General features: G+C 56.6%; 18 protein-coding genes. 2 read left to right on the top strand and 16 right to left on the bottom strand.

Translation table 11 applies throughout. The annotated features are described in order from the left end of the window. Positions 1-10: 10 nt before the first annotated feature. The 15 genes from deoD to SPL01S_RS07355 all read right to left on the bottom strand — a co-directional run bounded on the left by deoD (position 11) and on the right by SPL01S_RS07355 (position 14,041). Positions 11-742, bottom strand: coding sequence for a purine-nucleoside phosphorylase (deoD, locus tag SPL01S_RS07420; RefSeq protein ID WP_063198629.1), 732 nt, complete (start codon positions 740-742; stop codon positions 11-13). Between the two features lie 101 nt (positions 743-843). Continuing rightward, a complete protein-coding gene (gene deoB, locus SPL01S_RS07415; RefSeq protein WP_063198626.1) occupies positions 844-2,067 on the bottom strand; it encodes a phosphopentomutase in 1,224 nt (407 codons plus the stop codon). 70 nt (positions 2,068-2,137) lie between these two features. Next, positions 2,138-3,460 (bottom strand): thymidine phosphorylase, encoded by a 1,323-nt coding sequence (gene deoA, locus SPL01S_RS07410; protein ID WP_006323498.1) that lies wholly within the window; start codon positions 3,458-3,460, stop codon positions 2,138-2,140. A gap of 69 nt (positions 3,461-3,529) precedes the next feature. Beyond that, positions 3,530-4,309, bottom strand: coding sequence for a deoxyribose-phosphate aldolase (deoC, locus tag SPL01S_RS07405; RefSeq protein WP_063198623.1), 780 nt, complete (start codon positions 4,307-4,309; stop codon positions 3,530-3,532). Between the two features lie 373 nt (positions 4,310-4,682). Beyond that, entirely contained in the window at positions 4,683-5,960 is a 1,278-nt protein-coding gene (locus SPL01S_RS07400) for a NupC/NupG family nucleoside CNT transporter (RefSeq protein WP_063198620.1), read from the bottom strand. Between the two features lie 197 nt (positions 5,961-6,157). Next, complete coding sequence (locus SPL01S_RS07395; protein ID WP_063198618.1) at positions 6,158-6,934, bottom strand: TatD family hydrolase; 777 nt, start codon at positions 6,932-6,934, stop codon at positions 6,158-6,160. Then, complete coding sequence (locus SPL01S_RS07390; protein WP_062869575.1) at positions 6,931-8,052, bottom strand: patatin-like phospholipase family protein; 1,122 nt, start codon at positions 8,050-8,052, stop codon at positions 6,931-6,933. Before SPL01S_RS07390 ends, SPL01S_RS07395 begins: the two co-directional genes overlap by 4 nt. A 10-nt stretch (positions 8,053-8,062) precedes the next feature. Then, on the bottom strand, positions 8,063-8,248 hold the full coding sequence (locus SPL01S_RS07385; RefSeq protein ID WP_020438417.1) for a CsbD family protein: 186 nt from the start codon (positions 8,246-8,248) through the stop codon (positions 8,063-8,065). 56 nt (positions 8,249-8,304) lie between these two features. Next, positions 8,305-8,466 (bottom strand): DUF1328 domain-containing protein, encoded by a 162-nt coding sequence (locus SPL01S_RS24450; RefSeq protein ID WP_004949916.1) that lies wholly within the window; start codon positions 8,464-8,466, stop codon positions 8,305-8,307. A gap of 113 nt (positions 8,467-8,579) precedes the next feature. Then, entirely contained in the window at positions 8,580-9,194 is a 615-nt protein-coding gene (gene osmY, locus SPL01S_RS07380) for a molecular chaperone OsmY (protein WP_004949915.1), read from the bottom strand. Between the two features lie 532 nt (positions 9,195-9,726). Then, a complete protein-coding gene (gene prfC, locus SPL01S_RS07375) occupies positions 9,727-11,316 on the bottom strand; it encodes a peptide chain release factor 3 (protein WP_063198615.1) in 1,590 nt (529 codons plus the stop codon). Positions 11,317-11,481: 165 nt separating this feature from the next. After that, positions 11,482-12,744, bottom strand: a complete 1,263-nt coding sequence (locus SPL01S_RS07370; RefSeq protein ID WP_063198613.1) for a type II toxin-antitoxin system HipA family toxin — start codon at positions 12,742-12,744, stop codon at positions 11,482-11,484. Between the two features lie 3 nt (positions 12,745-12,747). After that, a complete protein-coding gene (locus tag SPL01S_RS07365; RefSeq protein WP_062869569.1) occupies positions 12,748-13,053 on the bottom strand; it encodes a helix-turn-helix domain-containing protein in 306 nt (101 codons plus the stop codon). A gap of 162 nt (positions 13,054-13,215) precedes the next feature. Then, positions 13,216-13,659, bottom strand: a complete 444-nt coding sequence (gene rimI / locus SPL01S_RS07360) for a ribosomal protein S18-alanine N-acetyltransferase (protein WP_063198610.1) — start codon at positions 13,657-13,659, stop codon at positions 13,216-13,218. After that, positions 13,604-14,041, bottom strand: coding sequence for a DNA polymerase III subunit psi (locus SPL01S_RS07355; RefSeq protein ID WP_063198607.1), 438 nt, complete (start codon positions 14,039-14,041; stop codon positions 13,604-13,606). The genes rimI and SPL01S_RS07355 overlap by 56 nt, the downstream gene beginning before the upstream one ends. A 156-nt stretch (positions 14,042-14,197) precedes the next feature. Here SPL01S_RS07355 and rsmC point away from each other — a divergent pair, with 156 nt between their 5' ends. Continuing rightward, complete coding sequence (rsmC, locus tag SPL01S_RS07350; protein ID WP_004949908.1) at positions 14,198-15,241, top strand: 16S rRNA (guanine(1207)-N(2))-methyltransferase RsmC; 1,044 nt, start codon at positions 14,198-14,200, stop codon at positions 15,239-15,241. 57 nt (positions 15,242-15,298) lie between these two features. Here rsmC and SPL01S_RS07345 read toward each other — a convergent pair whose 3' ends face one another. Beyond that, entirely contained in the window at positions 15,299-16,291 is a 993-nt protein-coding gene (locus tag SPL01S_RS07345) for an aldo/keto reductase (RefSeq protein WP_062869563.1), read from the bottom strand. A 129-nt stretch (positions 16,292-16,420) separates the two neighbouring features. Here SPL01S_RS07345 and SPL01S_RS07340 point away from each other — a divergent pair, with 129 nt between their 5' ends. Further along, positions 16,421-17,365, top strand: a complete 945-nt coding sequence (locus SPL01S_RS07340) for a LysR family transcriptional regulator (protein WP_063198605.1) — start codon at positions 16,421-16,423, stop codon at positions 17,363-17,365. Positions 17,366-17,436: the final 71 nt, after the last annotated feature.

Raw genomic sequence — 17,436 nt, 5'->3', positions numbered from 1 at the left:
CGCAGTATTGTTACTCTTTGTCGCCCAACAGCACGGATTCCAGCGCGATAACGATCATCTCGTTAAAGGTGGTTTGGCGCTCTGCGGCGGTGGTGGCTTCGTGACGCAGAATGTGGTCGGAAACGGTACAGATGGTCAGCGCCTTACAACCGAACTCTTCATACAGCTCAGCCGCCACGCCGTAGATGCCGGCCGCTTCCATTTCTACGCCCAGGATGCCGTACTTCTTCATCACCTGGAACATGTCCGGATCCGGCGTATAGAACAGATCAGCGGAGAAGATGTTGCCCACGCGCGCAGGGATACCTTGCGCCGCCGCAGCGTCTACCGCGTTGCGCACCATGTCAAAGTCGGCAATCGCCGCATAGTCATGATCTTTAAAACGCATGCGGTTCACTTTGGAATCGGTGCAGGCGCCCATGCCGATCACTACGTCGCGCAGTTTGATATCGTCGCGCACTGCGCCGCAAGAACCCACGCGGATGATTTTCTTCACGCCGAACTCGGCAATCAGTTCACGCGCGTAAATGGAACAGGACGGGATACCCATACCGTGGCCCATTACGGAGATTTTGCGGCCTTTGTAGGTCCCGGTGAAGCCCAGCATGCCACGCACGTTGTTCACTTCCACCGCGTTTTCCAGGAAGGTTTCCGCGATGTATTTTGCACGCAGCGGATCGCCCGGCATCAGTACTACGTTAGCGAAATCACCCATTTCAGCATTAATGTGCGGCGTAGCCATAATTATCTTCCTTTAGAAATCTTATTTAATAGAAACGTTAAACGTATAAGCCTTTGGATGTCGAGTCGCAGCCAACAAGGCTGCGGCTCGAAAGACAAGGCTTAGAACATGGACTTACCGTAATCCATCGGTGACAGGCCAAAGTAGCTGGCAACGGTCTGGCCGATGTCGGCAAAGGTTTCACGGTGGCCCAGCGAGCCCGGTTTCACTTTCGGGCCGTAAACCAATACCGGAATGTGCTCACGGGTGTGGTCGGTGCCCGGCCAGGTCGGGTCGCAGCCGTGGTCGGCGGTGAAGATAATGATGTCTTCGTCTTTCACCAATTTCAGCAGCTCCGGCAGGCGGCGGTCGAACAGCTCCAGCGCGGCGGCATAACCCGCCACGTCGCGGCGGTGGCCGTAAGAGGAGTCAAAATCAACAAAGTTGGTGAACACGATGGTGTTGTCACCGGCTTTTTCCATTTCGATCAGGGTCGCGTCAAACAGTGCGTCGATGCCGGTGGCTTTCACCTTTTTGGTGATGCCGACGTTAGCGTAGATATCGGCGATTTTACCGATCGACACCACTTCGCCGCCCTTCTCGTCCACCAGTTTTTTCAGCACGGTAGGTGCCGGCGGCTCTACCGCCAAATCGTGACGGTTGCCGGTACGCTGGAACTCACCCGGCTTGTTGCCGAGGAACGGGCGCGCGATCACGCGGCCGATGTTGTAACCGCCTTCGGTCAATTCTTCACGGGCGATTTCACACAGCTCATACAGACGGTCCAGGCCGAAGGTCTCTTCGTGACAGGCAATCTGGAACACCGAGTCGGCGGAGGTATAGAAAATCGGTTTGCCGGTTTTCATGTGCTCTTCGCCGAGTTGATCGAGGATCACGGTGCCGGAGGAGTGACAGTTACCGAGGTAACCCGGCAGATTGGCGCGCTCGACCAGCTTGTCCAGCAGTTCCTGCGGGAAGCTGTTGTGTTCGTCGCTGAAATACCCCCAATCGAACAAGACCGGCACGCCGGCGATTTCCCAGTGGCCTGACGGCGTATCTTTACCGGAAGACAGTTCGCTCGCATAAGCGTAGGCACCGATGATATCCGCATTGCTGTCCAGCCCCTGCGGAAAAGTACCGGTGGATTCTTCCGCCGCTTTCCCCAGACCCAGACGGCTCAGGTTAGGCAGAGTCAGCGGGCCCTGACGGCCAACGTTGGCTTCACCGCGCGCGCAAACCTCGGCAATGTGGCCCAGAGTATCGGAACCCTTGTCGCCAAAACGCTCGGCGTCTTCGCTTGCGCCAATGCCGAATGAGTCTAGAACCATAATAAATGTGCGTTTCATCTGTGCTCTCCTGCGTGTTCTCACGCTGTGGGCGACAGCGAAAAGGCCGCTGCCGCTCCTGATTCGTTAATTATTCCGTGATGCGCTTATACACCACTGGCGTTTCTTCCGGCGCTTTGTCGCTCAGCACCATAGCGCTGCGTACCGCTTCGGCCGCCTGTTGCCAACTCTCTTCGTCGTTGGCGTGGATCACCGCCAGCGGCTGCTGGGTATCCACTTTATCGCCCAGGCGCGCCATGCCGGTCAGGCCGACGCTGTAATCGATACTGTCGGTCGCGCGGCGACGACCGCCGCCCAGCGATACCACCGCCATGCCCAGCGCACGGGTGTCCATCGCGCTGATAATGCCCTGTTTTTCGGCGTAAACCGGCTTGCTCAGGGTCGCGGCCGGCAGATAGCTGTCGTAGCGCTCAACGAAATCGGTCGGGCCCTGCTGCGCCGCCACCATGCGGCCAAACACCTCAGCCGCTTTGCCATTGTCCAGCACCGCCTGCAGCTTGGCGCGCGCGTCGGCGTCATCTTTCGCCAGACCGCCGGAAAGCAGCATTTCCACGCACAGCGCCATCGTCACTTCCAGCAGGCGCGGATTGCGGTATTCGCCGGTCAGGAAACGCACCGCTTCGCGCACTTCCACCGCATTGCCGGCACTGGAGGCCAGCACCTGATTCATGTCGGTCAGCAGCGCAGTCGTTTTGCATCCTGCGCCGTTGGCCACGCCGACGATCGCCTGCGCCAGATCGGCCGACAGCGCATAGGTCGGCATAAAGGCGCCGGAGCCGACTTTAACGTCCATCACCAGCGCATCCAGCCCTTCCGCCAGCTTCTTCGCCAGAATAGAAGCGGTAATCAGCGGGATCGAATCCACGGTGGCGGTGATGTCGCGGGTGGCGTAGAAACGCTTGTCCGCCGGTGCCAACGAGCTGGTCTGGCCGATAATCGCCACGCCAACGTCCTGAATAATTTTGCGGAAGGCGTTATCGTCCGGGAAAATGTTAAAACCAGGGATCGCCTCAAGCTTGTCCAGCGTACCGCCGGTATGGCCCAGACCGCGGCCGGAAATCATCGGCACATAGCCGCCGCAGGCGGCCACCATCGGGCCGAGCATCAGCGAAGTGACATCGCCCACGCCGCCGGTGGAGTGCTTGTCGACCAAGGGCCCGTTCAACGACAGGCTTTTCCAATCCAGCACGGTGCCGGAATCACGCATCGCCATGGTGAGCGCCACGCGCTCCGGCATGGTCATATCGTGGAAATAAATGGTCATCGCCAGCGCGGCGATCTGACCTTCGGAAACCACATTGTCACGGATCCCATTGATGAAAAAGCGGATTTCCGCCTCGTTCAACGGCTGACCGTCACGTTTTTTACGAATAATTTCTTGTGCCAGGAACAAAGCATCCCCCTGATTGAGCGAATGTAGGGTGCAGGCAGGCGCTGCATCGCGCCTTGCCGACGTTATCGATCAGTAACCGCTGCCAGGCGCTGCGGTGCTGTGGCCCAGCGTCAGCAGCAGGCTGGCTAACAGACTGGAAGCACCGAAACGGAAATGACGCGCATCGGCCCAGCCTTCACCCAGAATACGATCGGCAAGTTGCAGATAATGCAGCGCATCTTCTGCCGTGCGCACGCCGCCGGCCGGTTTGAACCCCACCGTTTTGGCGACGCCCAGATCGCGGATCGCCGACATCATCAGCTCTGCGCTTTCCAGCGTGGCGTTGACCGGCACTTTACCGGTAGAGGTTTTGATAAAATCGGCACCGGCGTCGATGGCAATTTCCGATGCCTTGCGGATCAGATGAGCCTGCTTCAACTCGCCGGTTTCAATGATCACTTTCAGCAGCACATTGGCCGCCTGGCAGGCTTGTTTGCACTGCTTCACCAGTTCAAAACCGACCTGCTCATTACCGGCGATCAACGCGCGGTACGGGAACACCACGTCAACTTCATCGGCGCCATAGGCGATAGCCGCACGGGTTTCCGCCAGCGCGATGTCGATATCGTCGTTGCCATGCGGAAAGTTGGTGACGGTTGCGATGCGGATGTCCGGCGTCCCTTGCTCACGCAGAGTCTTGCGCGCCACCGGAATAAAGCGCGGATAAATGCAGATGGCCGCCGTATGGCCAGCCGGGCTGTTGGCCTGACGACACAGCGCGATCACTTTCTCATCGGTGTCGTCATCGTTCAGCGTGGTTAAATCCATCAGGGCCAGCGCACGTTGCGCTGCTGCGGTTAATTCGGTCATAAAACTCTCCAACTGCGAATCTGGGTGTTGGCGAGCGGACTTGGTTCCTTGAAGATAGCGCTGGGGAACGGGTTCCCACGGCGGCAACTGAGATCCTTCTCACCGCACTTGGCCCTGCATATCGTGCAGGGTCAGTAATAGCTATTTGAACACGATCGCCCGGGGCAATTCGCGCTCAGAGTCACACTATATGAAATAACACTGTAACAGGACGGAATTATATGTGAAGAACATCACAAAATAACGCGATATCGTTCACAAATTCGCTAAAGAAACGGATGCAGACGACGAGCACGACATCGCGTGCCCGTCTTAGAGTATAGGCGGTGTCCCGCAATAGGGCTTGGCGCGCCATTGCGGAACCTTGCCTGGCTTACAGCGCCAAAAAGAACCCGGCGATGGTGGCGCTCATCAGGTTGGAGAGCGTGCCGGCCGCGACCGCCTTCAGGCCGAAGCGCGCGATATCGTGACGACGGTTCGGTGCCATGCTGCCCAGGCCGCCGAGCAGGATCGCCACCGATGACAGGTTGGCAAAGCCGCACAGCGCAAAGGAGATGATCGCCTTGGTATGCGTCGACAGCACCTGCAAGCCTTCCGCCGCCACCACGTCGTCCGGACGCAAATAGGCGCCGAAGTTCATGTAAGCGACAAATTCGTTGACGATAATCTTCTGGCCGATAAACGAACCGGCGGTCATCGCCTCATGCCAGGGTACGCCAATCAGGAAGGCGATCGGCGAGAAGACCCAACCGAGCATCAACTCCAGCGACAGCTGCGGGTAGTCGAACCAACCACCGATACCGCCGAGAATGCCGTTCAGCAAGGCGATCAGCGCGATAAACGCCAGCAACATGGCGCCGACGTTCAACGCCAACTGCATGCCGGATGCCGCGCCGGACGCCGCCGCATCGATCACGTTGGCCGGGCGGTCATTTTCGTCGATCAGTTTCGTCGCATCGTCTTTATCGTGGGTTTTTTCGGTTTCCGGCACCATCAGCTTGGCGAACAACAACCCGCCCGGCGCGGCCATAAACGACGCGGCAATCAGGTATTCCAGCGGTACGCCCATCTGGGCATAGCCGGCCAGCACCGAACCGGCCACCGAGGCCAGGCCACCGCACATGACGGCGAAAAGTTCTGACTGGGTCATGGTGGCAATATACGGACGCACCACCAGCGGGGCTTCGGTCTGGCCGACGAAGATATTGGCGGTCGCCGACAGCGATTCGGTGCGTGAGGTGCCCAGCAGTTTGTGCAAGCCGCCACCCAATACACGGATCACCAGTTGCATGATGCCAAGGTAATACAGCACGGCAATCAACGAGGAGAAGAACACGATCACCGGCAACACGCGCAGAGCGAAGACGAAACCGCCGCCACCGAACACCTCGAACATCTTGTCGGACACCAGCCCGCCGAAGATAAAGGATATCCCTTGGTTGCCGTAGGCGATCACGTTAGCCACGCCGGCCGACATGCCGCCGAGAATGCTGCGGCCCACCGGCACGTACAGCACCAACGCGCCAATGGCCACCTGAATGATGAATGCCCAGACAACGGTGCGCAATTTGATGGCGCGACGGTTGCTGGAGAGCAGCACGGCTATGGCGATCAGTGCCGCCATTCCTACCAGGCTCATGATGAGTTGCATGCAAAGTATCCCTGTTGCGAAAAAGAAATGCATCCCTACCCGGTCGATACGAGAGGGCCGCTGGAAAGTGATTTCGGGGTGCGATTATACGGAGCGGGGCAACCCCCGCACCGATTTATGTCACAAATGCATACAACAGGAAGCAAATGAAAATCTTATAATGTGATCATAGTCACGTTTTTTAACTCATTTATCGTTCAGAAGCGAAACAGGGCGCGGGTGTTGTGTTGCAGGTGGGCGGCTATATCATCAGGGGATTCCGGGCGCAGTTGGCACAATATCCGGAACACCTCTGCGGCACGTTCAGGGCGGTTAGGTTGCCCCTGGTAACCGGAAAGCGGCATATCCGGCGCATCGGTTTCCAGCAACAGGGAGGTCAGCGGCAACTGGGCCATCACGCTGCGGGTTTTCTGCGCCCGCTCATAGCTGATGGTGCCGCCGACGCCAATGTAATAGCCCAGACGAATAAACGCCTGCGCCTGAGACAGGCTGCCGGCAAAACCGTGGACCACGCCACGGCGCGGCAACGGCACTCGGCGCAGCGCGGCGGCCAGCTGATCGTGCGTGCGGCGGGAATGCAGGATCACCGGCAGATCATGCTGTTTCGCCAGCTTCAACTGGGCAATCAACAGCCGCTGCTGCCGCTCAAACTGCGGATTTTCCATGTACAGATCGAGGCCTATCTCCCCAACCGCCACCAGCTTCGGCGGCCGACTGGCCAGGAACCCGGCCAACTGCTCAAGCTGCGGCTCCTGATGCTGGGCAATATACAGCGGGTGCAACCCCAGCGCGGCATACAGCGGCTGATGCTCGCGCGCCAGCTTCAACACCCGCGCAAAACGATCGGCAGTCACCGTCGGCACGATAATTCGCTGCACCCCCGCCTGTTCCGCCAGCGCCAGGCTCTCGCTCTCCTGGCCGCTGAAGGGCGGAAAATCGAAATGGCAGTGGGTGTCGGTAAAATCGTGACTCACAGCGCGCCTCCTTCACCTGGCGGCACGTCGCCCGGCAGGATAATTTTCGGTGCGGCCAGGTTGGCCTCCGGTTGCGCAGTAAGGCCATGCGGATGATTGACATCAGTAATGATCGGCGATGGCATTCTGACATTTTCCGGCTGGAGCAGACGCCGCGACAGCGCCTTTTTCACTTTGACGCCGTCCCGCTCTTCCTGTTGCATCAGCCAATGGCCGACTGTCGCCAGGAAGTAGCGCCCGCAGCGGCGGCCCAGATGATAATCCTGATTCAGCGACGTCAAGCGACTGCCCAACGCATTGCTGGCCAGCGGTTTGGGCGGGAAAATCTCAAAGATGCGCAGCTTGCCCGGCGGTTTCTCAATAAACTGCTGGATGCGGTGATAGCTTTGCTCATGGTGTTGCAGGATGCGCACCATCTGCTGCAGGCTGCTTTCGCTCAGCCAGTGCTCCATGCGCTTCATCCACTGCGGCGTGTAATACATCTGAGAAGGCACGGTGCGGATCACCACAATGGTATCGGCACCGCGGCGGTAGGCCTCTTCGACCGGGATAGCGTCGCTAATGCCACCGTCCTGATAGCTGACGCCGTCCAACTCTACGCCCATGCGGTAAAAGCCGGGGATGGCGCTGGAGGCTTTGATCGCCGGTAGCCAACTGTCGCGCAGCGCCGGCAGGTAAGTCGGTTCGAAGTCATCGCTGCGGCAGGCGCACATCAGGAATTCACGGCCATCGACCAGGTGCTTTTCCGCCACGTCCATCGCCAGCGGTAATTGCTGCGAAGTCGTGTCGATCAGCCAGTCGAGGTCAATCAGGTGCCCGCCGCGCACAAAGCGCAGCGGATTAAAGAAGTCAGCGGTGGTGGTGTAGCGGGTGATGACCCGCCGTGCATAGCCCATCTGGCCGCAAATAAAGGCCGAGAGATTCTGCGCGCCGGCAGAAGTGCCGATCATCAGCTCAAAAGGGTTAAAGCGGGCACGCTGAAACTCGTCCAGCACGCCGGCGGTAAAGATGCCGCGCTGCCCGCCCCCTTCACATACCAACGCCATTTTACCGGGCCGGTACGGTTTATACGCCAGCGGTTCTATATTGCCGAGCGTGATGGGTATTCTGTATCCCAACCCTGTATCCTCAGTGAGACGTTTTTTCCGAGGATACCTCGTCTTGCTCTCTTCCGTAATCCTCTTGCAGTACGCCAGAGAGGCAGTCATTGCTTCCCATCAGCCAAATGCAGTCACTACCGGACCATTCCGCCACGGTCTGACATACCTGACCCTTCAGCTGTTTCCAGCGTCCGAGGATGATGTCGCTGTTCATGACGCACCTCCCTACTGCAAGAAAAGGAATGAAGCTTTGTTACACTTTGAGAAAAACTAAAGACGCCGGCGGCCGGTAAACAGGCTGACCAGGAACAGGATAATCCCCACGACGAAAACGATTTTCGCGGCCCATGCTGCGGTACCCGCCAGCGTCCCGAAACCTAACGCCGCAGCAATCAATGCAATGACTAAAAAGATAATGCCCCAACGAAACATAAGCCTCTCCTTACGTAGGGGCGCAATAGGTTGCGCCCGTGATGACCCAAAGAATCAATGGGTTCAGCATGCTGAACCCCTACCTGTAGAGCTTGGTTCTACCGTTGCTTCAATTAAGGCTTCACGACCAGGTCGTTCTTGACGCTTTTCACGCCGTCGATAGCCTTGGCGATGCTCTCTGCGCGTTCAGCCTGCGCCTGGGTTTTCACTTCGCCGGAAAGCTGCACCACGCCGTCGGTGGTCTCTACTTTCACGTTGCGCGAAGGCACGATGTCATCAGCCAGCAGTTTGGCTTTCAGTTCGCTGGTGGTTGCGGTGTCACCGGCGTAAGCCTTCACCGACTGTTTGGCTTCATCTTTCACGTGCAGCTTGTCGCTGACGGATTTGACGCCTTCTACTTTGCCGGCCACTTCAACCGCGTGCTCGGCCTGCGCCTGGCTGCCGACAAAACCGCTCAGGGTCACGGTGCCTTTTTCCGTTTTCACGGAGATGTCGGTGCTTTTGATAGTTTTATCGTCGACCAGCGCACTTTTAACTTTAGCCGTTGTTGCGCTGTCATCCATGTAGCCGTCGACTTTTTTCATGGAGCTATCGATTTTGGCACCCGCGCTGTCGGCGGCACTTGACGCTTTATTGAGCAGCGTATCTTCAGCCAGCGCGCTGCCACTAACCAGTACGGAACCCAAAACAACAGCCATCAGTGATTGTGCAAATTTGGTATTTTTCATCGATCTCTTCCTTTGGTTGCGGATCCAAATGATTGCGGATCCTTCAGCCGCCATGATGCGGCCCACTCAGTAAATACTTCACGACTTCTATACGATCAAACGTTCACGCTAAAACGATTGCTGTCACACAAGGATTATTGCAACACCTGTGCCAACCTTAAAATATCGTTAAAAATCAATTATAAATAAAAAATAGCTCATTGTTTAACCTAAAATCTGTCGCCAATCAGCGACAATGACAACCTGTAAAAACAACACTTTAGCTATCTCACTGATCTTTAACAGATCGAGCTGTCTCCAATTGGCAACAGCACCGAACAACTCTCTACCTAAAAAGCAAAAAGCAGTGAATTACGCTTATTGGATACGCCCTCCCCTGTTAAATATAGACTATAGGGCGAAAAACGTAGGGAATACCGATGAAATCCTGGCGGCAGCGGGGGAAAGGGAAATTATTAGGGAGATTTATTAATTAGCAGAAGTAGGGTCGGGCAACATAACACAGGGCGCCCTAAGGCGCCCTGCTATTCTATTAATGTTCGCGCGTTTTGCGGAACACCACTTCCGGGTAGCGTTCCTGTGTGATATTCAGGTTAACCATGGTTGGCGCGATGTACGACAGATTGTCGCCGCCGTCCAATGCCAGGTTAAGCTCACACTTGCGCTTGAACTCTTCGAATTTTTTCACGTCACTGCATTCAACCCAACGGGCAGTCGAGACGTTGACCGACTCGTACAAGGCTTCCACGTTGTATTCGCTTTTCAAGCGCGCAACGACCACCTCGAACTGCAGCACACCGACCGCGCCAACGATCAGATCGTTGTTGGCTATCGGTCGGAACACCTGCACCGCCCCTTCTTCGGACAGTTGCACCAGGCCTTTCAGCAGCTGCTTTTGCTTCAGCGGATCGCGCAGACGAATGCGGCGGAACAGCTCCGGCGCGAAGTTCGGAATACCGGTGAACTTCATGTCTTCACCCTGAGTGAAGGTATCGCCGATCTGAATGGTGCCGTGGTTGTGCAAACCAATGATATCGCCCGGATAGGCTTCTTCCACGTGCGAACGGTCACCCGCCATAAAGGTCAGGGCATCGGAGATCACCACGTCTTTACCGGTGCGCACCTGACGCAGCTTCATGCCTTTCTCGTAGCGGCCGGAAACCACACGCATAAAGGCCACGCGGTCACGGTGTTTAGGGTCCATGTTGGCCTGGATCTTGAACACGAAGCCGGTGAATTTATCTTCCGCCGCCACCACTTCACGGGTGCTGCTTTGACGCGACATCGGCGCCGGTGCCCAGGCCACCAGGCCGTCGAGCATGTGGTCCACACCGAAGTTGCCCAAAGCGGTACCGAAGAATACCGGCGTCAAATCACCGCTCATGAAAGCGTCGTGATCGAACTCGTGGGAGGCCCCTTTCACCAGCTCCAGCTCTTCACGCAACTGCGCGGCCAGATCTTCGCCTACCGCGACGTCCAGTTCCGGGTTGTCCAACCCTTTGACGATGCGCACTTCCTGAATGGTGTGGCCTTTGCCGCTCTGGTAAAGGTAGGTTTCATCCTTGTACAGATGATAAACCCCTTTAAACAGCTTGCCGCAGCCGATAGGCCAGGTGATTGGCGAGCAAGCGATTTTCAGCTCACGCTCAACCTCATCCATCACTTCCATCGGATCGCGGATATCACGGTCCAATTTGTTCATAAAGGTCAGAATCGGCGTATCACGCAGACGGGTGACTTCCATCAGCTTGCGGGTACGATCTTCAACGCCTTTCGCGGCATCAATCACCATCAGACAGCAGTCTACGGCGGTCAGGGTACGGTAAGTATCTTCGGAGAAGTCCTCGTGCCCCGGGGTGTCCAGCAGGTTAACCAGACATTCACGGTACGGGAACTGCATCACCGAGGTGGTGATCGAGATACCACGCTGCTTTTCCATCTCCATCCAGTCGGATTTGGCGTGCTGGTTCGAGCCACGGCCTTTTACCGTACCGGCGGTCTGGATAGCCTGTCCGAACAGCAATACCTTTTCGGTAATGGTGGTTTTACCGGCATCGGGGTGCGAGATGATGGCGAAAGTTCTTCTTTTCGAGACTTCGCGGGCAAATTCACTAGGAGACATGTTTTTCAGATTCTACGGTTAGTCCGCCCTGCGACATCATCAGAACGCGCCGCGCACGGCGCCAGGCAAAGCGGTAAATAAAAGATAATAGCCGGGCATTTTCGCTGATTTGTCAACCGGTGACAATCAATGCTTTTCCCGGCGGGGGAATAACTTTGTTTGTCATTACAAACGGAAGTCGGATGAGAGCGAAGCCCAGTGCTGCCGCAATACGGATTGGTGCTCTGCCACCATAGGTAAGTTTTCCAACAAACCTGGCCATAAGGTGCGTGCCTTGTCGATGGCATCCAATAAATGTACCCGAATAGCCGGCCAGGGAATGCCGACGCGCTCCGCCCAACGCTCAAAAGTCTGCATGGAAATCATTGCCCAACGCTTTTCTCTCGCCATATTCAGCGCCACTTCTGATTCACCCGGGATATAAACCCGTGTAGTAACAATGTCATAAGCGGGAGAAAGCCGAACACCGGTTTGGTTGGGGTAGATCATGGACCAGTTTTTTACATGGGCATCGCCATTCGCCAACAAAATATTGGCCAATAAGCGGCGGGCCATCTGTTGCACATCGGCCAAAGGGTCACTGCCCCAGTCATAAAGGTATGCCGCTATTTGCTCATAGTTTTTGCCACGATATTTATCGTGTGCATAGAGTTCAAATAGTTGGGCAAAATCTTCCGTATGCACGCGCCCGCTTTCGCTACGATCAAAACGACGAATGGCGTAAGCATAAGGTTCATCGACTAAGCGAATATCCGGTAAGTTATCCAGTTGCCCCAACGCAACCAGCTCAATATCAGGAATATCCACACCGATAGCTTGCGCCAATCGCATCGCCGTATATTCATTTGCAGGCACGTTACGATGAACCGTCGATGGCGTTTTGATAATCCAGCTATCAGCTCCCACCTGAGAAGAGATGTTGAAGCGCCCATCTTTACGCAGAGAGGAAAACTTCATCTGCACGCCTGCCAGAGAAAACTTCTGCGTATCCAGCCCGACGTCGATTTGCACCGCTTCCAGCTCGCCGCGCGAGGTTAATGCCCAAGCGGGGATCTCATTTGCAGCAAGCGCTTGTGCCTCAAGCGCCCCGGGCAGGTTGGCACCAGCCCAGGCCATCAAAAAAAACTCTTCATCAACATGCGTTTTCAGAGATTGGGCCAACCAGCTACGCAATGCCCCTTCAGGCAGTAAATTGGATAAAACGGGAGGAAGACGCTGTGATGACATCAAAACCTGTTCAAGATAACCCGGGTGGGCCCGCTGTCTTAGGGTGAACAACGGACGACTGGCCTCCGGCAAAGCAAGATATTGCGGATCAAAGGTCAGGATATTTTTGCCACCGCTATAATGCGCCAACACACCAATGCGCACCTGGTGCAGCATCAGTGCCAATGCCTGTACCGATTCAACCTGCCGTTGCCCATTCATCAGCTAGTCCTCGAGATCTTTCAGTTTTTTTTCGAAGCTCTGCAATTCATCGGCTGCAGAAACCTTGTTCACCTCTTTTTGCAGCAAGCGCTCCACATCACGCACATCGTTTTTCGGCACGATAAGGTATTCCAAATCCATCGCCGCCAATATGCGTAGCAGGGTGCTCACTCGCATATCACTGCCGGATTCAATACGCTGATATTGCTGTTGGGTCATACCGATTTTCATCAAAAAGTCTTTTTGGTTCCAGCCCAGCTCGGTGCGTTTCTCTTTCAAAAATTTTGCTATCTCTGATGATTTCCGCATCTTTCACCTCAAAACAACTTATTGATTGTACCTACCGCAATAAACAACACATTAGTTGTTAAATTAGGCAAAAACAACTCATTTGCTGTACCTGCATCTAAAAACAACTCATTAGTTGTAAATAAACAACAGAACAATAAATAAGCTGTTTTTTGTTCGAGCTCAAGCCAGCGGCAGCGCCATCACTATCGCATCTTCACGCCCGTTGGCGCTCGGATAGTAATTACGGCGGAGAGTCACTTCGTTAAAACCGAGATCTTCGTACAGCGCAATAGCCGCACGGTTAGAGGCGCGCACTTCAAGCCACAGCGTGACGACGCCACGGGCTTCCAACTGCGCAATCAGCGCTTCCAGCAGAAAACGGCCGAAACCGCGACGCTGCCAGTCAGGATGAATCGCGATATTGAACAACGTCGCTTCGTCGAGCACGATCTGGGTAATGGCGAAGCCCGCCATCTGCCCTTCGGCATCCAGTTTCAGGTTAAGGTAACGATCGCCCTGATTGCTGGTAAAAGTGGCTTGCGTCCAGGGAAAGGCGTGGCTGGCCTGCTCAATCTTGAAGGCCGTGGCCAGATCGGCCGCCGTCAGGGTAGAAATAGTGTTCATGATGACAAATCTGCTGCCAGAGTGCGCGCTTGGCACTCGCGTCGAGGGAAAGCTCGGCCAGTGCCGGGCTGTGTAGTTGTGCGCCGGCCACCGCGAACGGCTCCGCGACGCCCAGCCGCCAACTGTTGCATTCGGTATCCTCAGGCAGCATCGCTACCTGGTCCGGCGTCAGGCCGTAGGTTTGCGCCGGGGTCAGCCCCAGGCTGCGCAACACGTCGCAAAACAGCGGATCGTTATGCTCAGGCAGTGGCTGCGCCACCACCAGCAAACGCACATCGGGCGGCAGGCTGACCGCTACTTCGCCCTGCAACACGCCCGGGCGGCGCAATGTCCACTGCGTAATACCCAGTTGTTGTAACAGCCAGTCGCGTTTTGATGCCATGCCGATTCCTGTCAGGAGCTACCCGTTGTGGTGCGCCATGCCTGCCATGCGCCGCGCTATGCTAACAAACCCGCGCGGCCTGCGCCAACAAACCCGTCGAACATATCGCCACAAAGCTCTATAATCCCCAGCTTAATTTCCAGGAGCAAAAAACCGATGTCTGCATTAACCCCCGCCAGTGAAGTCATGCTGCGCCACAGTGATGAGTTTATTGAACGCCGCGTTCTGTTCGCCGGTGACCTGCAGGACAGCCTGCCGGCCCAATTCGAAGCCGCGGATGTACGTGTCCATACCCAACAATACCATCACTGGCAGTTACTGAACCGGGCGATGGGTGACAACGTGCAGTTCGGTCTGACCGTAGATGCCGAGTTTGTCGCCGAATGCGATACGCTGATCTACTACTGGCCGAAGAGCAAACAGGAAGCGCAGTTCCAGCTGTGCAACATTCTGGCGTTGCTGCCGGTAGGCGCAGAAGTGTTCGTGGTCGGCGAGAACCGCAGCGGCGTGCGCAGTGCGGAACAGATAATGGAAGACTACGCCACCTTGGTAAAAATCGACAGCGCCCGTCGCTGTGGCCTGTATCACGGTCGCCTGGATACCCAAACCGAATTTGATTTGGACGACTGGTGGGAAAGCTACCCGCTGCACGATCTGGAAGTGAAAACCCTGCCGGGCGTGTTCAGCCGCGATGGGTTGGACGTAGGCAGCTCACTGCTGCTGTCGACCCTGGAAAAACACATGAAGGGCAAAGTGTTGGATCTGGGCTGTGGCGCCGGCGTCATGGCCTCGGTGCTGTCTAAGCTGTCGCCTAAGGTGAAGCTGACGCTCAGCGACGTCAACGCCGCCGCGGTGGAATCCAGCCGCGCTACGCTGGCCGCCAACGGTATCGAGGGCGAAGTGATCGTCAGTAACGTCTATTCCGACATTACCGGCCGCTTTGACATGATCATCTCCAACCCGCCGTTCCACGATGGCCTGCAAACCAGCCTGACCGCAGCCGAAACCCTGATCCGCGGTGCGTTGAAACACCTGCCGATAGGCGGCCGTCTGCGCATCGTGGCCAACGCCTTCCTGCCGTACCCGGACATTCTGGACGCCACCTTCGGCAGCCACGAAGTGCTGGCGCAAAACGGCCGCTTCAAGGTGTATCAAGCCACCGTCGCCCGTGCGCCGCGCGATGCGAAGAAAAAGAAGTAACGGTTACCCGCCGAATATCATGACCAAGAGCGCAGCGTTTTCACGCTGCGCTTTTTTTTAGCCGTTGATATAGGTCATCGACTCGGCGCCATAACGCGGGCCCGCTGCAGCCTGGAACGGGAATACCGCCTCAATCGCCGCCAGCTCAGCCTCGCTCAGCGTCAGCTCAGCCGCCGCGATATTCTCCTCCAGATAACGGCGACGCTTGGTGCCCGGGATCGGCACAATGTGTTCGCCCTGCGCCAATACCCAGGCCAGCGCCAGCTGTGACGGTGCGACACCTTTGCGTTTCGCCAGCTCAGCGACCTTTTCCACCAGCGCCAGATTGCGGGCAAAGTTCTCGCCCTGGAAGCGCGGATTACTGCGGCGGAAATCGTCGGCGTCCAGATCCTCCGGCCGCTGGATCGCCCCGGTCAGGAAACCGCGTCCCAGCGGGCTATAAGGCACAAAGCCGATGCCCAGCCGCGAGCAGGCCGCCAACGTTCCCTGCTCGGCATCGCGCGTCCACAGCGAATATTCGGTTTGCAATGCGGTAATCGGGTGCACCTTGTGCGCACGCTCCAGCGTGGCGACCGAAGCCTCACTCAGCCCGATATAACGAATTTTACCTTCGCTAATCAGGTCCGCCATGGTGCCCACCACCTCTTCAATCGGCACTTCGGGATCCACGCGGTGCTGGTAGTAAAGATCGATCACATCCACCCCAAGCCGCTGCAGGCTGCCCTCCACCGAACGACGGATATATTCCGGCCGGCTGCTGACGCCCCGTGCTGCGGGATCGGTAGGATCGCGCAAAATGCCGAATTTAGTGGCCAGAAAGACCTGATCCCGTTTGCCCTTGATCGCTTTGCCAATCAGTTGCTCATTGGTATGCGGCCCGTACATATCGGCGGTATCCAGCAGGGTTACCCCCAGCTCCAGTGCCCGATGCAAAGTGGCAATGGCTTCTTTTTCATCGGAATCGGTTGAGTAAAAGTCGCTCATGCCCATGCATCCCAAACCCAGAGCGGAAACGACCGGCCCGTTAAACCCTAATGTGCGCTGTTGCATTGTGCTGCCCTCTTGCTGTTTTTTAACCGTAGTGGTGTCGCAACAAAGTCTGGTTGTTTACCCTGTAAAGATAAATAATGCAGATTACTCATCACTGTTCAAAAATCGCTAACAATCACGGACGGTAAAATGGATCAGGTTCAGGCCATGCGTATTTTCACCCGTATCGTCGAGCTGGGCAGTTTCAGCCGGGCGGCCGAGCGCTTGCAACTGCCGCGCGCCACGGTCAGCAACGTGCTGAAGCGGCTGGAGCAGCGCCTCGGCGTACGGCTGCTGATCCGTACCACCCGTCAGGTGCAGGTGACCAGCGAAGGCACGCTCTATTATCAGCGTTGCGTACAGCTGCTGGGCGCGCTGGAAGAAGCGGATACGCTGTTCAGCCGCCATAAGCTGCAACCTTCCGGCAAGGTGCGTATCGATATGCCGCATTCGCTGGCGCGTGAAATCGTTATCCCGGCGCTGGACGATTTTTATCAGCGCTATCCGGATATTACGCTGGCGTTAGGCGCCAATGACACTCACGTGGATCTGCTGCGTGAAGGCGTGGACTGCGTGCTGCGCGCCTGGGAAACCGAAGACGACAGCCTGGTGGCGCGACGCATCGCCATGCTGCCGCAGTTAACCTGCGCCTCTCCCGGTTACCTGGCGGCGTTCGGCGTTCCGCAGTCCATTGACGAGCTGCGGCAACACCGCGCGGTGGGGTATTTTTCCCTCGCCAACAACCGTGATTACCCGCTGGAATTTTGCCGCAACGGGAAAGTGGAACGGCGCGAACTGCCCGCCAGGCTGAGCGTCAGCGGCGCCGATGCTTACACCAGCGGCTGTCGCGCCGGCATGGGGTTGATACAGGCGGCGCACTATTCGTTGGCGCCGTGGCTGGAAAACGGGGAGTTGGTGGAAGTGCTGGCGGAAACGCCACCACCGCCGATGCCGATTTACATCATGTATCCGCCCGGCCGATTTCTCGCGCCACGGGTCAGAGTATTGATTGACTGGCTGATTTGGCTGTTTGAAAACCCTAAAAGCAGCGATATGGCTGTTTTTCCAGCAAACGCCCGCAAACAGGGGAAATAACTATTGACGTACCCGCCAAAATCTCTAGAATTCGCCTCCGTGGTAACGTTACTCCGGTAATGTTTCTGGTA

Origin of the sequence: Serratia plymuthica NBRC 102599 (assembly GCF_001590925.1) — a bacterium.
GTDB classification, from domain to species: domain Bacteria; phylum Pseudomonadota; class Gammaproteobacteria; order Enterobacterales; family Enterobacteriaceae; genus Serratia; species Serratia plymuthica.
Note: the sequence above shows the minus strand (reverse complement) of the source record. Positions and strands in the feature narration are given on the sequence as shown.